This is a genomic window from Pseudomonas sp. S31 (genome assembly GCF_016648105.1).
Lineage (GTDB): Bacteria > Pseudomonadota > Gammaproteobacteria > Pseudomonadales > Pseudomonadaceae > Aquipseudomonas.
Window position 1 is genome coordinate 36,422 of the sequence record NZ_JACVVE010000040.1, and the last position, 15,991, is coordinate 52,412.

The 15,991-nt window shown below is 65.0% G+C and carries 15 protein-coding genes; 2 read left to right on the plus strand and 13 right to left on the minus strand.

Annotated features, from left to right (window positions below; all coding sequences use genetic code 11):
* Positions 1-84: 84 nt before the first annotated feature.
* Both IAE37_RS23355 and recR read left to right on the plus strand, forming a co-directional pair.
* Complete coding sequence (locus IAE37_RS23355; RefSeq protein ID WP_442967857.1) at positions 85-1,920, plus strand: methyl-accepting chemotaxis protein; 1,836 nt, start codon at positions 85-87, stop codon at positions 1,918-1,920.
* Positions 1,921-1,990: 70 nt separating this feature from the next.
* On the plus strand, positions 1,991-2,593 hold the full coding sequence (recR, locus tag IAE37_RS23360) for a recombination mediator RecR (protein WP_201177365.1): 603 nt from the start codon (positions 1,991-1,993) through the stop codon (positions 2,591-2,593).
* 122 nt (positions 2,594-2,715) lie between these two features.
* On the opposite strand, the gene IAE37_RS23365 is transcribed toward recR, so the two are convergent.
* From IAE37_RS23365 to ccoN, 13 genes are all read right to left on the minus strand, one after another.
* A complete protein-coding gene (locus IAE37_RS23365; protein ID WP_201177368.1) occupies positions 2,716-3,264 on the minus strand; it encodes an adenine phosphoribosyltransferase in 549 nt (182 codons plus the stop codon).
* Positions 3,265-3,318: 54 nt separating this feature from the next.
* Positions 3,319-4,053, minus strand: a complete 735-nt coding sequence (gene fnrA, locus IAE37_RS23370; RefSeq protein WP_201177371.1) for a Crp/Fnr family transcriptional regulator FnrA — start codon at positions 4,051-4,053, stop codon at positions 3,319-3,321.
* Between the two features lie 186 nt (positions 4,054-4,239).
* Entirely contained in the window at positions 4,240-5,622 is a 1,383-nt protein-coding gene (gene hemN, locus IAE37_RS23375; protein ID WP_201177374.1) for an oxygen-independent coproporphyrinogen III oxidase, read from the minus strand.
* Positions 5,623-5,739: 117 nt separating this feature from the next.
* Positions 5,740-6,423 (minus strand): sulfite exporter TauE/SafE family protein, encoded by a 684-nt coding sequence (locus tag IAE37_RS23380; RefSeq protein WP_201177376.1) that lies wholly within the window; start codon positions 6,421-6,423, stop codon positions 5,740-5,742.
* Complete coding sequence (ccoS, locus tag IAE37_RS23385; RefSeq protein WP_201177378.1) at positions 6,416-6,628, minus strand: cbb3-type cytochrome oxidase assembly protein CcoS; 213 nt, start codon at positions 6,626-6,628, stop codon at positions 6,416-6,418. Before ccoS ends, IAE37_RS23380 begins: the two co-directional genes overlap by 8 nt.
* Positions 6,610-9,081 (minus strand): heavy metal translocating P-type ATPase, encoded by a 2,472-nt coding sequence (locus IAE37_RS23390; protein WP_201177380.1) that lies wholly within the window; start codon positions 9,079-9,081, stop codon positions 6,610-6,612. Before IAE37_RS23390 ends, ccoS begins: the two co-directional genes overlap by 19 nt.
* Positions 9,082-9,228: 147 nt before the next feature.
* A complete protein-coding gene (locus IAE37_RS23395) occupies positions 9,229-9,756 on the minus strand; it encodes a FixH family protein (protein WP_201177382.1) in 528 nt (175 codons plus the stop codon).
* A 12-nt stretch (positions 9,757-9,768) separates the two neighbouring features.
* The gene (gene ccoG / locus IAE37_RS23400; RefSeq protein WP_201177384.1) at positions 9,769-11,184 is read right to left on the minus strand and encodes a cytochrome c oxidase accessory protein CcoG; all 1,416 of its coding nucleotides are present in this window, start codon (positions 11,182-11,184) and stop codon (positions 9,769-9,771) included.
* Between the two features lie 225 nt (positions 11,185-11,409).
* Entirely contained in the window at positions 11,410-12,393 is a 984-nt protein-coding gene (locus IAE37_RS23405; RefSeq protein WP_201177386.1) for a metallophosphoesterase family protein, read from the minus strand.
* Positions 12,394-12,537: 144 nt separating this feature from the next.
* Positions 12,538-13,518, minus strand: coding sequence for a cytochrome-c oxidase, cbb3-type subunit III (ccoP, locus tag IAE37_RS23410; protein WP_201177387.1), 981 nt, complete (start codon positions 13,516-13,518; stop codon positions 12,538-12,540).
* Positions 13,515-13,712: a cbb3-type cytochrome oxidase subunit 3 gene (locus tag IAE37_RS23415; protein WP_201177388.1), complete on the minus strand. Its 198-nt coding sequence runs from the start codon at positions 13,710-13,712 to the stop codon at positions 13,515-13,517. Before IAE37_RS23415 ends, ccoP begins: the two co-directional genes overlap by 4 nt.
* Positions 13,713-13,717: 5 nt before the next feature.
* Positions 13,718-14,326, minus strand: coding sequence for a cytochrome-c oxidase, cbb3-type subunit II (ccoO, locus tag IAE37_RS23420; RefSeq protein ID WP_201177389.1), 609 nt, complete (start codon positions 14,324-14,326; stop codon positions 13,718-13,720).
* Positions 14,326-15,768 (minus strand): cytochrome-c oxidase, cbb3-type subunit I, encoded by a 1,443-nt coding sequence (gene ccoN / locus IAE37_RS23425; RefSeq protein ID WP_201177390.1) that lies wholly within the window; start codon positions 15,766-15,768, stop codon positions 14,326-14,328. The genes ccoO and ccoN overlap by 1 nt, the downstream gene beginning before the upstream one ends.
* Between the last annotated feature and the right edge of the window lie 223 nt (positions 15,769-15,991).

Sequence of the window (15,991 nt, forward strand, 5' to 3'; positions counted from 1 at the left end):
CGACGCCAGCTTGGCAAGGACACTCAAGCGATGCGTATCAACCTGCAATTCAGTCACAAGATCATGCTGGTCACCTCGTTGCTGATGGTTGGCCTATTTGCCTGCTTCACCCTCTTCAACCTGCATTGGCAGCGCCAGGCCCTGCAAACCCAGTTGCACGGCCGCTTGCAGGAGCTCGGCAGCCTGGCGTCGGACAACGTCAGCCACTGGCTGGCTGGGCGGGTATTGCTGATCGAGAGCGCCGCCCAGGTGCTGGGGCGCTTGCCCAGCCTGGAGCAGGCAGGCGATACGCTCGGCCAGGCAACGTTGGCCAATGCGTTTCGCATGGTGTACCTGTCCGACACGGCAGGGCACTTCCAGATCCGCCCCCATCAGGACATGCCGGCCGGTTTCGATGCGCGACAGCGCGCCTGGTACCAGGATGCCGTGCAACGCCAGGCCACGTTGGTCACCGAGCCCTACATCAACGCCGCCAGCCAGGAGATGATCATGGCCGTGGCGACGCCGATCGTGCGCGACGGTCAGGTCGTCGGCGCACTGGGTGGCGGCATGACCATGGATGTGCTGCAGCGGATCGTCAATGGCCTGGACCTGGGTGGCATGGGGCATGCCTTCCTGGTCAGCCGCCAGGGCCGAGTGATGGCGCACGCCGACCCGGCACTGAATCTCAAGACCCTGGAGCAGCTATACCCCGGAGCCATCAGCACGCCGGCCCCGGGGCTCGCTGAAGTTGGCCAGGGCGCGCAGGCGCGCCTGCTCTACTTCGTGCCGATCAAGGGGCTGCCGGGCGTGGACTGGTACATGGCACTGGACCTCGACGAGCACCAGGCCTATGCGATGCTCGATGACTTTCGCGATTCCGCGTTGGCGGCAATGGCCCTGGGGCTACTGTTCAGCGTACTGATCCTGGGCCTGCTGTTGCGCGCCTTGCTCAAGCCCTTGCGGGGGTTGAACCAGGCGCTGCTGGACGTGGCCGCTGGCGAGGGTGACCTGACCCAGCGCCTGGCTGTGCAGGGGCGTGACGAGTTCGCCGGCATGGCCACGGCATTCAACAGCTTCGTCGCGCGCATCCATGCCTCGATGCAATCGGTGGCCGGGGCCACCGGGCAACTGCAGGCGCTGGCCCGCGAGGTGTTGCAGGTGTCGCACGCCAGTCTGGCCGGCAGCGACCAGCAGCAGATACGCTGCACCAGCATGGTCACCGCGTTGCAGCAACTCGATGGGGCGGTGCAGGAGATCGCCCGCAATGCCAGCAGCGCCTCGCAGCAGGCCAGCCGGGTCAGCGCCCAGGCCGGCGAGGGGCGCGAGGTGGTGGAGCAGAGCATGGCCGGCATGAGCCGTCTGGCCGAGAGCATCGACGCCTCGCGCGCACGCATCGAGGCGCTGCACGGCCATAGCGATGCCATCGGGCATGTCCTCGAGGTGATCAAGGGGATTGCCCAGCAGACCAACCTGCTAGCGCTCAATGCCGCTATCGAGGCAGCCCGGGCCGGGGAGGCCGGGCGCGGGTTCGCCGTGGTCGCCGATGAAGTGCGCAGCCTGGCCCACCGCTCGCATGCCTCGGCCCAGGATATCCAGGGCATGATCGAGCAGTTGCAGGTGGCGGCCAGCGACGCCATGGCCGCCATGCTCGACAGCCAGGTACAGGGCCAGCACAGTGTCGAGGTGGCCGGGCGGGCCGGGGAGCTGCTTGGCGACATCACCGCCGCTATCGAGCACATGGATCAGACCAATCACTCGGTGGCCACCGCGACCCAGCAACAGGCGACGGTGGTCGAGTCGCTGGGCGACGAAGTCGCACAGACCGAGACCCTGGGTCAGCAAGGGGTAGGTAACCTGGAGGAAACCCTGCGTGCCTGTGAACGGTTGCAAGAGCAAGTGGGTCAACTGCATCGACTGGTCGGTGGTTTCCGCCTGTGAAGTGGGAGATTTGACGCTGCTCGCCCACGCCGGTATAAACCGCCTCTCATTGATATGTCAGGCCTTTCCCATGAGCTTCAGCCCCCTGATCCGCCAACTGATCGACGGCCTGCGCACCCTTCCGGGCGTCGGTCAGAAAACCGCCCAGCGCATGGCTTTGCAGTTGCTCGAGCGTGACCGCAGTGGTGGTCTGCGCCTGGCCCAGGCCCTGACCCAGGCCATGGAGGGAGTGGGCCATTGCCGCCAATGCCGCACCTTGACCGAGCTGGAGCTCTGCCCGCAGTGCGCCGACCCGCGTCGCGACGACAGCCAGTTGTGTGTGGTGGAGGGGCCGATGGATGTGTATGCGGTGGAACAGACCGGCTATCGCGGTCGTTACTACGTGCTCAAGGGCCACCTGTCGCCGCTCGACGGCCTGGGTCCGGAGGCGATCGGCATTCCGCAGCTGATGGCGCGGATCGAGGAGCAGGGCACCTTCACAGAGGTGATCCTGGCCACCAACCCGACGGTGGAAGGCGAAGCGACTGCGCACTACATCGCTCAGTTGCTGGCCGAGAAGGGCCTGGTGGCCTCGCGCATCGCCCATGGCGTGCCGCTGGGGGGGGAGCTGGAACTGGTCGATGGTGGCACGCTGGCCCACGCTTTTGCCGGGCGCAAGCCGATCTCCCTTTGATTCGCTGGGGCTGCTCTGCAGCCCATCGCGGGGCAAGCCCGCTCCTACAGGTTCGAGGTTGATGCGATCCCTGTGGGAGCGGGCTTGCCCGCGAAGGGCTGCAGGGCAGCCCTCGATACGACTCAATACTCGCTCAGGGAAAACTCGGTCAGGCAGAAGGTCGGCACCCCGGCTGCCTGCAGCCGGCGAGAACCGTCAAGCTCCGGCAGATCGATGATCGCCGCCGCCTCGAACACCTGGGCGCCAGTGCGACGCACCAGGTTGACTGCGGCCAGCAAGGTGCCGCCGGTGGCGATCAGGTCATCGAAAATCAGCACCGAGTCGCCTTCGCACAGGCTGTCGGCGTGCACTTCCAGGAACGCTTCGCCATATTCGGTCTGGTAGCCTTCCGAAAGTACATTGGCAGGCAGCTTGCCCTGCTTGCGGAACAGGATGAGCGGTTTGTTCAGTTGGTGGGCGATGATCGAGCCGATCAGGAAGCCCCGCGCATCCATGGCGCCGATGTGGCTGAACTCGGCTTCGACGTAGCGCTCGATGAACTGGTCGGCCACGTAGCGCAGCCCGCGTGGAGACTGGAACAGCGGGGTGATGTCGCGGAAGATCACGCCCGGCTTGGGGAAGTCCACTACCGGGCGGATGAGGGCTTTGAGGTCGAAGGCGTCGCTGTGCATTGTCGCGGGTATCCTGGAACACGAATGCGCCAGTATACCTTGTTCACGGCGGCCTCAGGCCTCCATCGCACCACCGGCCAGCGCGCACAGCTGGATCGGGTCGAGGATGTGCACTTCCTTGCCTTCGGCGCTGATCAGGCCGTTCTGCTGGAAGCGCGTGAACACCCGCGACACGGTTTCCACCGCCAGGCCCAGGTAGTTGCCGATCTCGTTGCGCGACATGCTCAGGCGGAACTGGTTGGCCGAATAGCCGCGAGCGCGGAAACGCGCCGACAGGTTGACCAGGAAGGTGGCAATGCGCTCGTCGGCGGTTTTCTTCGACAGCAGTAGCATCATTTGCTGGTCATCACGGATCTCGCGGCTCATCACCCGCATCAGCTGGCGGCGCAGCTGCGGCAGCTGGACCGACAGCTCGTCGAGGCGCTCGAAGGGGATCTCGCAGACCGAAGTGGTTTCCTGGGCCTGGGCCGAAACCGGGTAGGCCTCGGTGTCCATGCCCGACAGCCCGACCAGCTCGCTGGGCAGGTGGAAGCCGGTGATCTGCTCCTCGCCGCTGTCGCTCAGGCTGAAGGTCTTGAGGGAACCGGAACGTACCGCATAGACCGAGCCAAAATCGTCACCCTGGCGGAACAGGAACTCGCCTTTTTTCAGCGGGCGTCCGCGTTTGACGATCTCATCCAGTGCATCCATGTCTTCCAGGTTGAGCGAAAGAGGTAGGCACAGGGGCGCCAGGCTGCAATCCTTGCAATGGGCCTGGTTGTGTGGGCGCAGTTTGACTGGCTCGGACATGTTCTATCGATCCTTGTGGAAAAACACACATAGGCCGTAAGGGTAACTCACGGCACGGGTCGGAGGCCAGCATGCGCGATTTTGCCGCGCACTGGCCGCGCCCCAGCGAGTGTGTCGCCGAAGCGCTTTGCCTGACCATAGTGTTCCTGACAAGCCGTATTGTCCATGTGGTTATTCGTCTCGGTCTCAGATCACCCGCGAAAATCGCTGGCGGTTCTGCAGGGCAAGGTAGGCATCGAACAGCATGCACACCGAGCGGGCCAGCAGGCGCCCTGCCGGCAGGATACGGATGCCCTGGGCATCCAGGCTGATCAGGCCGTCATGCTGCATGCTTTGCAGTTGCGGCCATAGCTCATTGAAGTAGCCGCGAAAATCGATGTTGAAGGCCTGCTCGATGGGCTCGAAGTCCAGCTCGAAATGGCAGATCAACTGCTGGATCACGGCTCGACGCAGGCGGTCGTCGTCGTTGCACACCAGGCCGCGCTGGGTGGCCAGCTGACCGTTGGCGAGCGCTTCCTGGTAGGTGCTGAGGTCGCTGCTGTTCTGGCAATACAGGTCGCCGATCTGGCTGATGGCCGAAACGCCCAGGCCGATCAGGTCGCAGTGCCCGTGGGTGGTGTAGCCCTGGAAGTTGCGCTGCAGGGTGCCTTCTTCCTGGGCGACGGCCAGTTCATCGTCGGGCAGGGCGAAGTGGTCCATGCCGATGTAGCGATAGCCGGCGGCGGTCAATTGCTCGATGGTGTTGCGCAGCATCTCCAGCTTGGCCGCCGGTGGCGGCAGGTCGTTGCTGTCGATGCGTCGTTGCGGCATGAAACGCTCGGGCAGGTGGGCGTAATTGAACACCGACAGGCGGTCGGGTTGCAGGCCGATCACCTCGTCCACGGTGCGGGCAAAACCCTCCGCCGTCTGCTTTGGCAGGCCGTAGATCAGGTCGAGGTTGACCGAGCGGTACTGCAGGGTGCGTGCGGCTTCGATCAGCGTGCGGGTCTGCTCGAGGCTCTGCAGGCGGTTGACCGCGCGCTGCACGGCCGGGTCAAGGTCCTGTACCCCCAGGCTGACACGATTGAAACCCAGTTCGCGGAGCAGGCCCATGGTCGGCCAGTCGGCTTCGCGCGGGTCGAGCTCGATGCCGTAGTCGCCACTGTCGTCGTCCGACAGGTTGAAGTGGCGGCGCAGGCTGGTCATCAACTGGCGCAGTTCGGCATGGCTGAGGAAGGTGGGTGTGCCGCCGCCGAAATGCAGCTGTTCCACGCGCTGGTGTGGGTCGAGGTGGCAGGCGATCATCTGGATCTCCTGCTCCAGGCGCTGCAGGTAGGGCGCGGCGCGACCGCGGTCCTTGGTGATGACCTTGTTGCAGGCGCAGTAGTAGCAGATGTTGGCGCAGAACGGCACATGCACGTACAGCGACAGGGGACGCACCGCTCGGCGGCTCTCGCGCAAGGCGTGAAGCAGGTCGAACGAGCCCACTTGGCTGTGCAGTTGCACGGCGGTCGGGTAGGAGGTGTAGCGTGGGCCGGCCGAGTCGTAGCGACGAATCAGGTCGGCATCCCAACGTAGGTCGGCGAGCATGTGGGCGGTCCCGGAAAGAGATGCAGTGTCCGGAGTCTAGGGCTGGCTGTAACTGGCGGTGTTGACCTGCATCAAGGGCTGACGGCGAGCGGCTGCAGCCCGATCGGCGGCATCCGCTCAGTGCCCCATCAACCAGTGCTGATGCGGCCCGGGCAGGGTCCAGATACCGAACAGGATCACCAGCACCCCGCCGGCGACGCGCACGCTGCGCCGGCGCAGCAGCGCATTCACCTGCTCCGCCGCAAGCCCTGTGGCCAGCAACACCGGCCAGGTGCCCAGGCCGAATGCCAGCATCAGTGCCGCCGAATACCCCGCATTGCCTTGGCTCGCGGCCCACAGCAAGGTGCTGTACACCAGCCCGCACGGCAACCAGCCCCATAGCGCGCCGAGCAGCAGCGCCCGCGGCAGGCTCGACACCGGCAGCAGGCGCGTGGCCAGTGGCTGGATATGCCGCCACAGCCCCCGCCCCAGCGCCTCGATCCGCGTCAGCCCGCTCCACCAACCGGCCAGGTACAACCCCATGGCGATCAGCAGCAGTGCCGCCATCACGCGCAACGCCAGGGCGGCGGGGCTGCTGGCCACGGCCCAGCCGGCAAGGCCCAGCAGCAGGCCGGCGCAGGCGTAGCTGAGGATACGCCCCAGGTTGTAAGCCAGCAGCAGGCGCAGGCGTCGGCTGCGTTGCTCGGGCGGTATGGCCAGGGTCAGCGCGCCCATCAAGCCGCCGCACATGCCCAGGCAATGGCCGCCGCCGAGCAGGCCGAGGATCAGTGCCGAGCCCAGCAGGGGCAGCAGTTCAGGCACGGGGTGGGGGTTCCTGGTCGTCTGCCTCGGCCGGCTCGGATTTCACCGCGGCCTGGTGGCGCGGATCCTGGTCGTCGAACAGGATGCTGTGGGCGGGGCTGTCGAGGTCGTCGTACTGGCCGCTGTCCACCGCCCAGAAGAAGATGTACACGGCCACGCCGACCAGCAGCAGGGCGGCTGGGATCATCACATAGAGCGCGGGCATGGCGTGTTCCTTCCAGGCAGCGGCGTTTCGCTCGCCAGCGGCGCCGGGCCTGCCGGCAGGCGGGTCAGGCGCAGGGCATTGAGCACCACGATCAGCGAACTGACCGACATGCCGATGGCCGCCCACACCGGAGTGATCCAGCCGAGCGCGGCGAACGGCAACATGAGGCCATTATACAAGGTCGCCCACAGCAGGTTCTCGACGATGTTGCGGCGTGTGCGCCGGGCCAGGTCGAAGGCTTGCGCCAGGGCCTGCAGGCGGTTGGACAGCAGTACCGCGTCGGCACTGGTTTTGGCCAGGTCGGTGGCGCTGCCCATGGCCACACTGATGTCGGCGGCGGCCAGCACGGGCACGTCGTTGACCCCGTCGCCCAGCATCAGCACCTTGTGGCCTGCGGCCTGCAATGCCTTGAGCCGTTCGAGCTTGTCGTCCGGGCGCAGGCCGCCGATGGCCTGGTCGATGCCCAACTGGGCGGCCACTTCGGCAACCATCGGCGAACTGTCGCCGGACAGCAGCAGGGTCCGCCAGCCGCGTCGCTTGCACGCGGCCAGCAGCGCCGGCGCATCCTCGCGCAGGCGGTCGTCCAGGCCGAACCAGGCCAGCGGCCCCGTGGTGTCGCCCAGCAGCAGCCACTGGCCACGGGGTTCGGGCAGCGATGGTGGGCGTGTGCCACTCAGCGAGCAGACGAACGCAGGCTGACCGATGCGCAGCTGCAGCCCGTCCACCTGGCCCTCCAGGCCCAGGCCGGGCACGCTGCGTACGGCTTCGGCAGGCAAGGTGGCATGGCCGAAGGCGCGGGCGATGGGGTGCTCGGAGCGGTTTTCCAGGGCGGCGGCCAGGGCCAGGCAGCGCTCGGCCGGCAAGGCGCCAAGGGGGTGCATGGTGCGCAGGGCCAGGCGCCCTTCGGTCAGGGTGCCGGTCTTGTCGAAGATCACCGTGTCGATCTGGTTCAGGCCTTCCAGCACATGGCCACGGGTCACCAGCAGCCCGAGCTTGTGCAGGGTGCCGGTGGCAGCGGTCAGGGCGGTGGGGGTGGCCAGCGAAAGGGCGCACGGGCAGGTCGCCACCAGCATCGCCAGGACGATCCAGAACGCCCGCGCCGGCTCCAGGTACCACCACCACAGGCCGATGGCCACGGCAACCAGCAGGCTGAACAGCAGGAACCACTGCGCGGCGCGGTCGGCGATCCGCGCCAGGCGGGGTTTTTCCGTCTGGGCACGTTCGAGCAGGCGGACGATGGCCGACAGTCGCGAGTCCTGGCCGAGGGCTTCGACAGCGATGTCCAGGGTGCTTTCCACATTCAGCGTGCCGCCGGTGACCCGCTCGCCAGCCTGGCGAGGCAGGGGCAGGTATTCGCCAGTCAGCAGCGATTCGTCGACGCTGGAGCGGCCTTCGACGATGTGGCCATCGGCGGGGATCACCGCGCCGGGCAGTACGCGCACCTTGTCGCCGCGCTGCAGCTCGTGCAGCAGGATGCGCTCGGCATTGCCGTTGCTGTCCAGGCGCAGGCACGAAGCTGGCAGCAGGTTGACCAACTGCGCGGTGGCCGCCGCCGTGCGCTCGCGGGCGCGGCGCTCCAGGTAGCGGCCGGTGAGCAGAAACAGGGCGAACATGCCCACGGTATCGAAGTACAGCTCGCCGCTGCCGCTGATGGCGGTCCAGATCCCGGCGCCAAAAGCGAGGGCGATGGCCAGCGACACCGACACGTCCATGGTCAGGTGGCGCGTGCGCAGGTCGCGCGCGGCGCCCTTGAAGATCGGCGCGCAGCTGTAGAACACGATCGGGATGGTCAGAAACAGCGCCACCCAGCGCAGGATGGCGTGCAGCTCGGGCGACAGGTCGATGTTGAATTCCGGCCAGGTGGCCATGGTCGCCATCATCGCCTGGAACCACAGCAGCCCGGCCACGCCAAGGCGGCGCAGGGCGCTGCGGTTTTCCCGGGCCAGTTGCTCGGCGGCCTGGTCGGGCTGGTAGGGGTGGGCGGCATAGCCGATCTGGCGCAGCTCGGCCAGCAGCGCGGACAGCGGCAACTGGCGGTCGTCCCAGTTCAGCAGCAAGCGGTGGTTCGACAGGTTCAGCCGTGCTTCGGCAACGCCGGGCAGCTTGCCCAGGTGTTTTTCGATCAGCCAGCCACAAGCCGCGCAGCTGATGCCTTCGACCAGCAAGGTGGCCTGGGCCAGCTCGCCGGCATGGTGCACGAACCCCTGTTGCACATCGGCGCGGTCGTACAGTGCCAGTTCGTCCTGCAACTGCCGAGGCAAAGCCTCGGGATTGGCACTGGTCTCGCTGCGGTGCTGGTAGTAGTGCTCCAGGCCGCCGGCGACGATGGCCTGCGCCACCGCCTGGCAGCCCGGGCAGCAGAACATCCGCGATGCGCCTAGCACCTGGGCGGTGAAGTGGCTGCCGGCCGGAACGGGCAGGGCGCAGTGGTAGCAGGGGGTGGGTTGGGTCATAGGGCAAACACAAAGAACTGGCTGGAGTGCAGTCCCTGTGGGAGCGGGCTTGCCCCGCGAAAGGGCCGGTACTGGCAACGCATGCTGCAGGCCAGGCCCTTTCGCGGGGCAAGCCCGCTCCCACAGGGGAGGATGGTGGTGCGGCGGCTACTTATGCTCTGCACCTTGCAGCGCTTCATCGCCCAATTGCAAGGTCAGGCCATGCTCGACCTTTTCTTCTTCGAACAGCCGCCACACATGGTCGTCCTGGCTGCCCAGCAGTTCGACGAAGCGCCTTCCTTCGACCTTGTCATCCAGCTGCCCGACATAGCGACCGGCTTCGACACGGCTCAGCGCCACCTTGCGGTCGCGGTCCGGCTGGGTCGGCGAGATCAGGTTCAGCTCCAAGGTTTGCGGGTCGCTGTTGCCGCTCAGACGTACGTCCACCTCGCCGGTCAGTTCGTCCAGGTGCACGCTGGCCTTGAGGTTGAGGGTCTGGGCCAGCAGCTCGCGGTCCAGCGAGCGGTTGATACCCTTGCCGGCCTCGTAGTAGTTGTCGTTGACCAGGTTGTCCGGGTTGCGCACGGCAATGCTGACCATGGTCAGGCTCAGGCACACCGAGGTGGTCAGGATGCCGATGATGATCCAGGGCCAGAGGTGCTTGTACCAGGGGCTGGCGGCGGTGGCAGCAGGCATTGTCGTTCTCTCTCAGCGGATCTGTGGGCCGATGAAGCGGCTCTTGGCTTCAACCTGGCTGTCGCCGTCGTCGGCGCTCTTGAGGATGAAGGTGATTTCGTTGGTGGTCGAAGGCAGCTTCTCGGGGGCGACCGACAGTTGCACCGGCAGGCTGACGATGTCGCCGGCGGCCACGCTGATCTCGCGCTGGCCCTCCAGGCGCAGGTCGGGCAGGCCGGAGGCATCGAGCACGTAGACGTGGTCGCGCTGGTCCTTGTTCATCACCTTGAGGCTGTACACGTTCTCGATCCGCCCTTGGGCGTTCTCGCGGTACAGCACCCGGTCCTTGCTGACGTCGAAACCGACCAGCGAGCGGGTGGCGAACGCCGTGGCCAGGGCGCCGATCATCACCAGCAGCACCACCGCATAGCCGATCAGGCGCGGGCGGGCCATGTGGGTCTTCTGCCCCGACAGGTTGTGCTCGGTGGTATAGCTGATCAGGCCGCGCGGGTAGTTCATCTTGTCCATGATGCTGTCGCAGGCGTCGATGCAGGCCGCGCAGCCGATGCATTCGATCTGCAGGCCGTCGCGGATGTCGATGCCGGTCGGGCAGACCTGTACGCACATGGTGCAGTCGATGCAGTCGCCCAGGCCCTTGGCCTTGTAGTCGACGTCCTTCTTGCGCGGGCCACGGGTCTCGCCACGGCGCGGATCGTAGGAAACGATCAGGGTGTCCTTGTCGAACATCACGCTCTGGAAGCGTGCGTAGGGGCACATGTACACGCACACTTGCTCGCGCAACCAGCCGGCGTTGCCATAGGTGGCCAGGGTGAAGAAGCCGACCCAGAAGTAGGCCCAGCCGTCGGCCTGGCCGGTGAAGAATTCGCTGAACAGTTCGCGGATCGGCGAAAAGTAGCCGACGAAGGTCATGCCGGTGACGAAACCGATCAGCAACCACAGGCTGTGCTTGGCCAGCTTGCGCACGAACTTGTTGCCGCTCATGGGTGCGCGGTCGAGCTTCATGCGCTGGTTGCGGTCACCCTCGGTGACTTTCTCGCACCACATGAAGATCCACGTCCACACGCTTTGCGGGCAGGTGTAGCCGCACCAGACACGGCCAGCGAACACGGTGATGAAGAACAGGCCGAAGGCGGCGACGATGAGGATGCCCGAGAGCAGGATGAAATCCTGCGGCCAGATGGTGGCGCCGAAGATGTAGAACTTGCGCTCCGGCAGGTTCCACCAGACCGCCTGGTGACCACCCCAGTTCAGCCACACGGTGCCGAAGTAGAGCAGGAACAGGAACGCCCCGCCGACCATCCGCAGCCTGCGGAACAGGCCGGTGAAGGCACGGGTGTAGATCTTTTCACGGGCGGCGTAGAGGTCGACGGAGTCCTTCCCTTTGCTGGCAGGCGGGGTGACATCATGTACCGGAATTTGCTTGCTCATCATCAAGTCCCACGGCAGTGGAAAAACGCCGCGGCCGGTACGTGCCAGCCGCGGTCATGTCTAGCTAGGCGTCTGTAGGCATCATACGCCGGTCGGGACGCCACGAGTCGCGGTGCGACGTTCAGTCGCATTGGGTTGTGTCCTGTAATGGTGTATTTGGCGGCCGCTTGACCCAGGTCAATTGACAGGCCGCCCCTTTCTATAAACAACGTGTTTGTCTGGCGCTCAATACAGCTTCAGCGTGTCCAGGTGTTCGGCTGCGGCCCAGTCGTTGTCGCGTACGCATTTGACGCTCAGGTGCTGCGCGTCTTCGCTCAGTTCTGCCAGCAGATAGGTGCGCTGGGAGGCCGAGCCGCTCAGGTAGGCGGGTACGCGGCCAAAATGGCGTGCGTCGTGCAGATGCCGCCCAGCGTCCTTGTGATAATGACCAGCGAACACAGCATTGACCTGATAGTGCTCGATCATGCGTTGGAACCGTTGGAGTTGTTCGGCGCTGCCGGCCCAGTCATCAGGTTGATGCATGTTGAGCAGGGTGATCTGGCCGTGCTCGTAGCTTTCCTTGAGTTGCTCCTCCAGCCAGTCCAGGGCGTCGGAGATTTCAAAGCGAATGCGTCCGGCAGTGGAACCGCTGATGAAGGAAACCCGGTACGTGGGCTCGTTGTTCAGCTGAATCAGTCGCACCCGACCAAAGCTGATGCTGTAGCCCAGGCTTCCACTGTGCCGAATGCCCTCGTAGTCGTAAGTGGATTGCAGTTGCATCACGTCGACACGCTCCTTGTGATGGTCGATCAGGTCCATCACGCTGTCCCTGGCAGCGCCATTGTTGAGGGTGTCGTCGATGTTGTTGCGGTAGTCGTGATTGCCCAGGCCGAAGTAGTAGTTCTCTTTCAAGTGGTCTTGCAGGATCGGATACAGCACGCGGCGCTGCCAGCCGTGACCAAAGGCCGTCATGTCGCCGTTGATCATCACTGGGATGCCCGTGCCGCCCAGGCTTGTGCGGTAGGTGGCGATGCTCGCGTACTGCTCGTTGATCAGCGCTTGCGATTCGCTGTCGCGCTCGGCGTCGGACTGCTCGATGCCATCGTCGGTGGCGGGGGTCCAGGGGTATTGTGGGTCGGAAGCGAACACGAAGGCCCTCGGCGTCGGGCGATTGCCATGGCGGCCAGGTTGTTTGGCCGGCAGGGCGTTGGGGTAGGGGCGTTCATTCATCTGGGCAATCCTTATTGGTAGACAGGCGGGCTGCCTGTACTGGCAGGATTGCGCAGTGGGTCTGGGCAAGGCATGCGGAACCGGTTCCCGTTTCGACTGCGCGGCAACGGCCCTGTCACCAGGGGCAGGGCCGTTGCCAGCGAGTCATTGGCCTTCGGCGGGTGCCGGTGCCTGGTGCGACAGGCTGTACACATAAGCCGCCAGCAGGTGTACCTTGTCGTTGCCTTGCAGCTGTTCCTGGGCCGGCATCTGGCCCTGGCGACCGTAGCGGATGGTCTGTTGCAGCTGGGCGAAGCTCGAACCGTAGATGAACGCCTGCGGGTGGGTCAGGTCGGGTGCGCCCATGGCTGGGGTCCCCTTGCCTTCAGGCCCGTGGCAGGCCACGCAGTTGGCGGCGAAGATCTTCTGGCCGTTCTCCGCATCGGCCTTGGCGCCTTCGGGCAGCGTGCGCTTGTCGAGCTTGCTGATCACGAATGCGGCCACGTCGGCCACGCCCTGTTCGCCGATGACTTCAGACCAGGCCGGCATCACGCCATGCCGACCGCCCATGATGGTGGTCTTGATGGTTTCCGGCTCGCCGCCCCAGCGCCAGTCGCTGTCGGTCAGGTTGGGGAAGCCATAGGCGCCCTTGGCGTCCGAGCCATGGCACACCGAGCAGTTGGAGGCGAACAGCCGCGCGCCCATCTTCAGTGCCTGCGGGTCCTTGGCCACGTCCTCGATGGGCATGGCGGCGAACTTGGCGAAGATCGGCCCGAAGCGGGCATCGGCCTTGGCCATTTCCTTTTCCCACTCGTGCACGCCGGTCCAGCCGGATTGGCCGTTGGAGAACTCGGTCTGCTTGTCGTTATCCAGGTAGCTGTAGCCCGGCAGCACGCCTTTCCAGTTGCCCAGGCCCGGGTACAGGACCAGGTAGCCGAGGGCGAAGACGATGGTGCCGACGAACAGCCAGAACCACCAGCGAGGCAGAGGGTTGTCATATTCCTCGATGCCATCGAAGGCATGCCCGACGGTCTCGTCGGTGACCTCTTCGCGCTGGCCCTTGCGGGTCGACAGCAGCAACCAGGTCAGCGAGAAGATGGTGCCCAGGGTCAGGACGGTGACGTACAGACTCCAGAAGGTTGTCATTGTTGTTTGCTCCCAGACGCTTTTGCTTGCGCTTGCTCGACGTGGCGGGTGGCTTCGGGGTCATCGGCGAACGGCAACTGGGTCGCTTCGTCGAAGTCCTGCTTGCGCCGTGGGTTGAATACCCACAGCGCCAGGCCCACGAAGGCGACCATCACCACGACGGTGCCCAGGCCGCGAATCATCCCGATATCCATCAGCGTCACCGTTTGCTCTTGATGATGGTGCCAAGACCTTGCAGGTACGCGACGACGGCGTCCATTTCGGTCTTGCCCTTGACCGCGTCGCGGGCCCCGGCGATGTCCTCGTCGGTGTACGGCACGCCGAGGGTGCGCAGGACTTCCATCTTCTTCGCGGTGTCCTTGCCGTCGAGCTTGTTCTCCACCAGCCAGGGGTAGGACGGCATCTTCGACTCGGGCACGACGTTGCGGGGGTTGTACAGGTGGGCGCGGTGCCAGTCGTCGGAGTAGCGCCCGCCGACCCGGGCCAGGTCCGGGCCGGTGCGCTTGGAGCCCCACAGGAACGGGTGGTCCCAGACGCTTTCGCCGGCTACCGAGTAGTGGCCGTAGCGCTCGGTCTCGGCGCGGAACGGGCGGATCATCTGCGAGTGGCAACCGACGCAACCTTCGCGGATGTAGATATCGCGCCCTTCGAGTTCGAGGGCGGGGCGCGGCTTCATGCCTTCGACCGGTTTGTTGGTCACGTCCTGGAAAAACAGCGGGACGATCTGGGTCAGGCCACCGACGCTCACGGCGATGACCATGAAGAAGGCCAGCAGGCCGATGTTCTTCTCGACGGCTTCATGCTTCATCAGTGCGCTCCCACGACGACGATCTTGGCGGCTTCCTCGGCCTGTGCCGGGTTGGCGGCCCGCACGGTACGCAGCACGTTGTAGGCCATCAGCAACATGCCGGAGGCGAAGAACGCACCGCCGAGGGCGCGTACGATATAGCCCGGGTGGCTGGCCTGGAGGGCCTCGACGAAGGAGTAGGTGAGCGTGCCGTCATCGTTGATGGCGCGCCACATCAGGCCCTGGGTGATGCCGTTGACCCACATCGAGGCGATGTACAGCACGGTGCCGATGGTGGCGAGCCAGAAGTGCGCGTTGATCAGCCCGACGCTGTGCATCTGCGCACGGCCATACAGGCGCGGGATCATGTGGTAGACCGCGCCGATGGAGATCATCGCCACCCAGCCGAGGGCTCCGGCGTGCACGTGGCCGATGGTCCAGTCGGTGTAGTGCGATAGCGAGTTCACCGTCTTGATCGCCATCATCGGGCCTTCGAAGGTGGACATGCCATAGAACGCCAGCGACACCACCAGGAAGCGCAGGATCGGGTCGGTGCGCAGTTTGTGCCAGGCGCCCGACAGGGTCATCATGCCGTTGATCATGCCGCCCCAGCTCGGTGCCAGGAGGATGATCGACATCACCATGCCCAGCGACTGCGCCCAGTCGGGCAGGGCAGTGTAGTGCAGGTGGTGCGGGCCGGCCCAGATGTACAGGGTGATCAATGCCCAGAAGTGGACGATCGACAGGCGATAGGAGTAGATCGGCCGCTCGGCCTGTTTGGGCACGAAGTAGTACATCATCCCCAGGAAGCCGGTGGTGAGGAAGAAGCCCACGGCGTTGTGGCCGTACCACCACTGGATCATCGCGTCGGTGGCGCCGGAGTACGCCGAGTACGACTTGAACAGGCTGACCGGCAGCGAGATGTGGTTGACGATGTGCAGCATCGCCGTGACCACGATGAAGGCGCCATAGAACCAGTTGCCGACATAGATGTGCTTGGTCTTGCGCTTGACGATGGTGCCGAAGAACACCAGTGCGTAGGTGACCCAGACGATGGCCAGGAGAATCGCCAGCGGCCATTCCAGCTCGGCATATTCCTTGGTGGTGGTATAGCCCATCGGCAGGGTGATCAGCGCACCGACGATCACCGCCTGCCAACCCCAGAAGGTGAAGGCCGCCATGCTGTCGGAAATCAGCCGGGTCTGGCAGGTTCGCTGCACCACGTAGTAGCTGGTGCCGAACAGCGCACAGCCACCGAAGGCGAAGATCACCAGGTTGGTGTGCAGCGGGCGCAGGCGACCGAAGCTGGTCCATGGCAGGTCGAGGTTGAGCTGGGGCCAGACCAGTTGCGAGGCGATAAACACGCCCAGGCCCATGCCCAGAATCCCCCAGACCACCGTCATGATGGCGAACTGGCGGACGACCCTATAGTTATAAGCGGTCGGACTGATTGCAGTGCTCATTCTAAGGTTCCACGGTTTTAGTATTCTTGTTGAACGGGACTTCGAGAGTGTACACAAATAAACGGTTGTAATGTGTACCGTTTTTCGCTTTTTTCTGATCGATCGGTCAAGCTTTTTCTGTTGGCGGCGTCAGGCCATGCGCCGCGTCTGCTGCGCATATTGCAAGCGCAGCCGTCGTGGCAACAAGCTTAGTTCCGTTCGGAGGGGGTGCAAGGGGAGGGGG

Bases quoted from the DNA above. Each gene is read 5' to 3' on its own strand.
- IAE37_RS23355 (WP_442967857.1), top strand. From the start codon at position 85: ATGGTTGGCCTATTTGCCTGCTTCACCCTCTTCAACCTGCATTGGCAG.
- recR (WP_201177365.1), top strand. From the start codon at position 1,991: ATGAGCTTCAGCCCCCTGATCCGCCAACTGATCGACGGCCTGCGCACC.
- IAE37_RS23365 (WP_201177368.1), bottom strand. From the start codon at position 3,264: ATGCACAGCGACGCCTTCGACCTCAAAGCCCTCATCCGCCCGGTAGTG.
- fnrA (WP_201177371.1), bottom strand. From the start codon at position 4,053: ATGTCCGAGCCAGTCAAACTGCGCCCACACAACCAGGCCCATTGCAAG.
- hemN (WP_201177374.1), bottom strand. From the start codon at position 5,622: ATGCTCGCCGACCTACGTTGGGATGCCGACCTGATTCGTCGCTACGAC.
- ccoS (WP_201177378.1), bottom strand. From the start codon at position 6,628: ATGCCCGCGCTCTATGTGATGATCCCAGCCGCCCTGCTGCTGGTCGGC.
- IAE37_RS23390 (WP_201177380.1), bottom strand. From the start codon at position 9,081: ATGACCCAACCCACCCCCTGCTACCACTGCGCCCTGCCCGTTCCGGCC.
- IAE37_RS23395 (WP_201177382.1), bottom strand. From the start codon at position 9,756: ATGCCTGCTGCCACCGCCGCCAGCCCCTGGTACAAGCACCTCTGGCCC.
- ccoG (WP_201177384.1), bottom strand. From the start codon at position 11,184: ATGAGCAAGCAAATTCCGGTACATGATGTCACCCCGCCTGCCAGCAAA.
- IAE37_RS23405 (WP_201177386.1), bottom strand. From the start codon at position 12,393: ATGAATGAACGCCCCTACCCCAACGCCCTGCCGGCCAAACAACCTGGC.
- ccoP (WP_201177387.1), bottom strand. From the start codon at position 13,518: ATGACAACCTTCTGGAGTCTGTACGTCACCGTCCTGACCCTGGGCACC.
- IAE37_RS23415 (WP_201177388.1), bottom strand. From the start codon at position 13,712: ATGGATATCGGGATGATTCGCGGCCTGGGCACCGTCGTGGTGATGGTC.
- ccoO (WP_201177389.1), bottom strand. From the start codon at position 14,326: ATGAAGCATGAAGCCGTCGAGAAGAACATCGGCCTGCTGGCCTTCTTC.
- ccoN (WP_201177390.1), bottom strand. From the start codon at position 15,768: ATGAGCACTGCAATCAGTCCGACCGCTTATAACTATAGGGTCGTCCGC.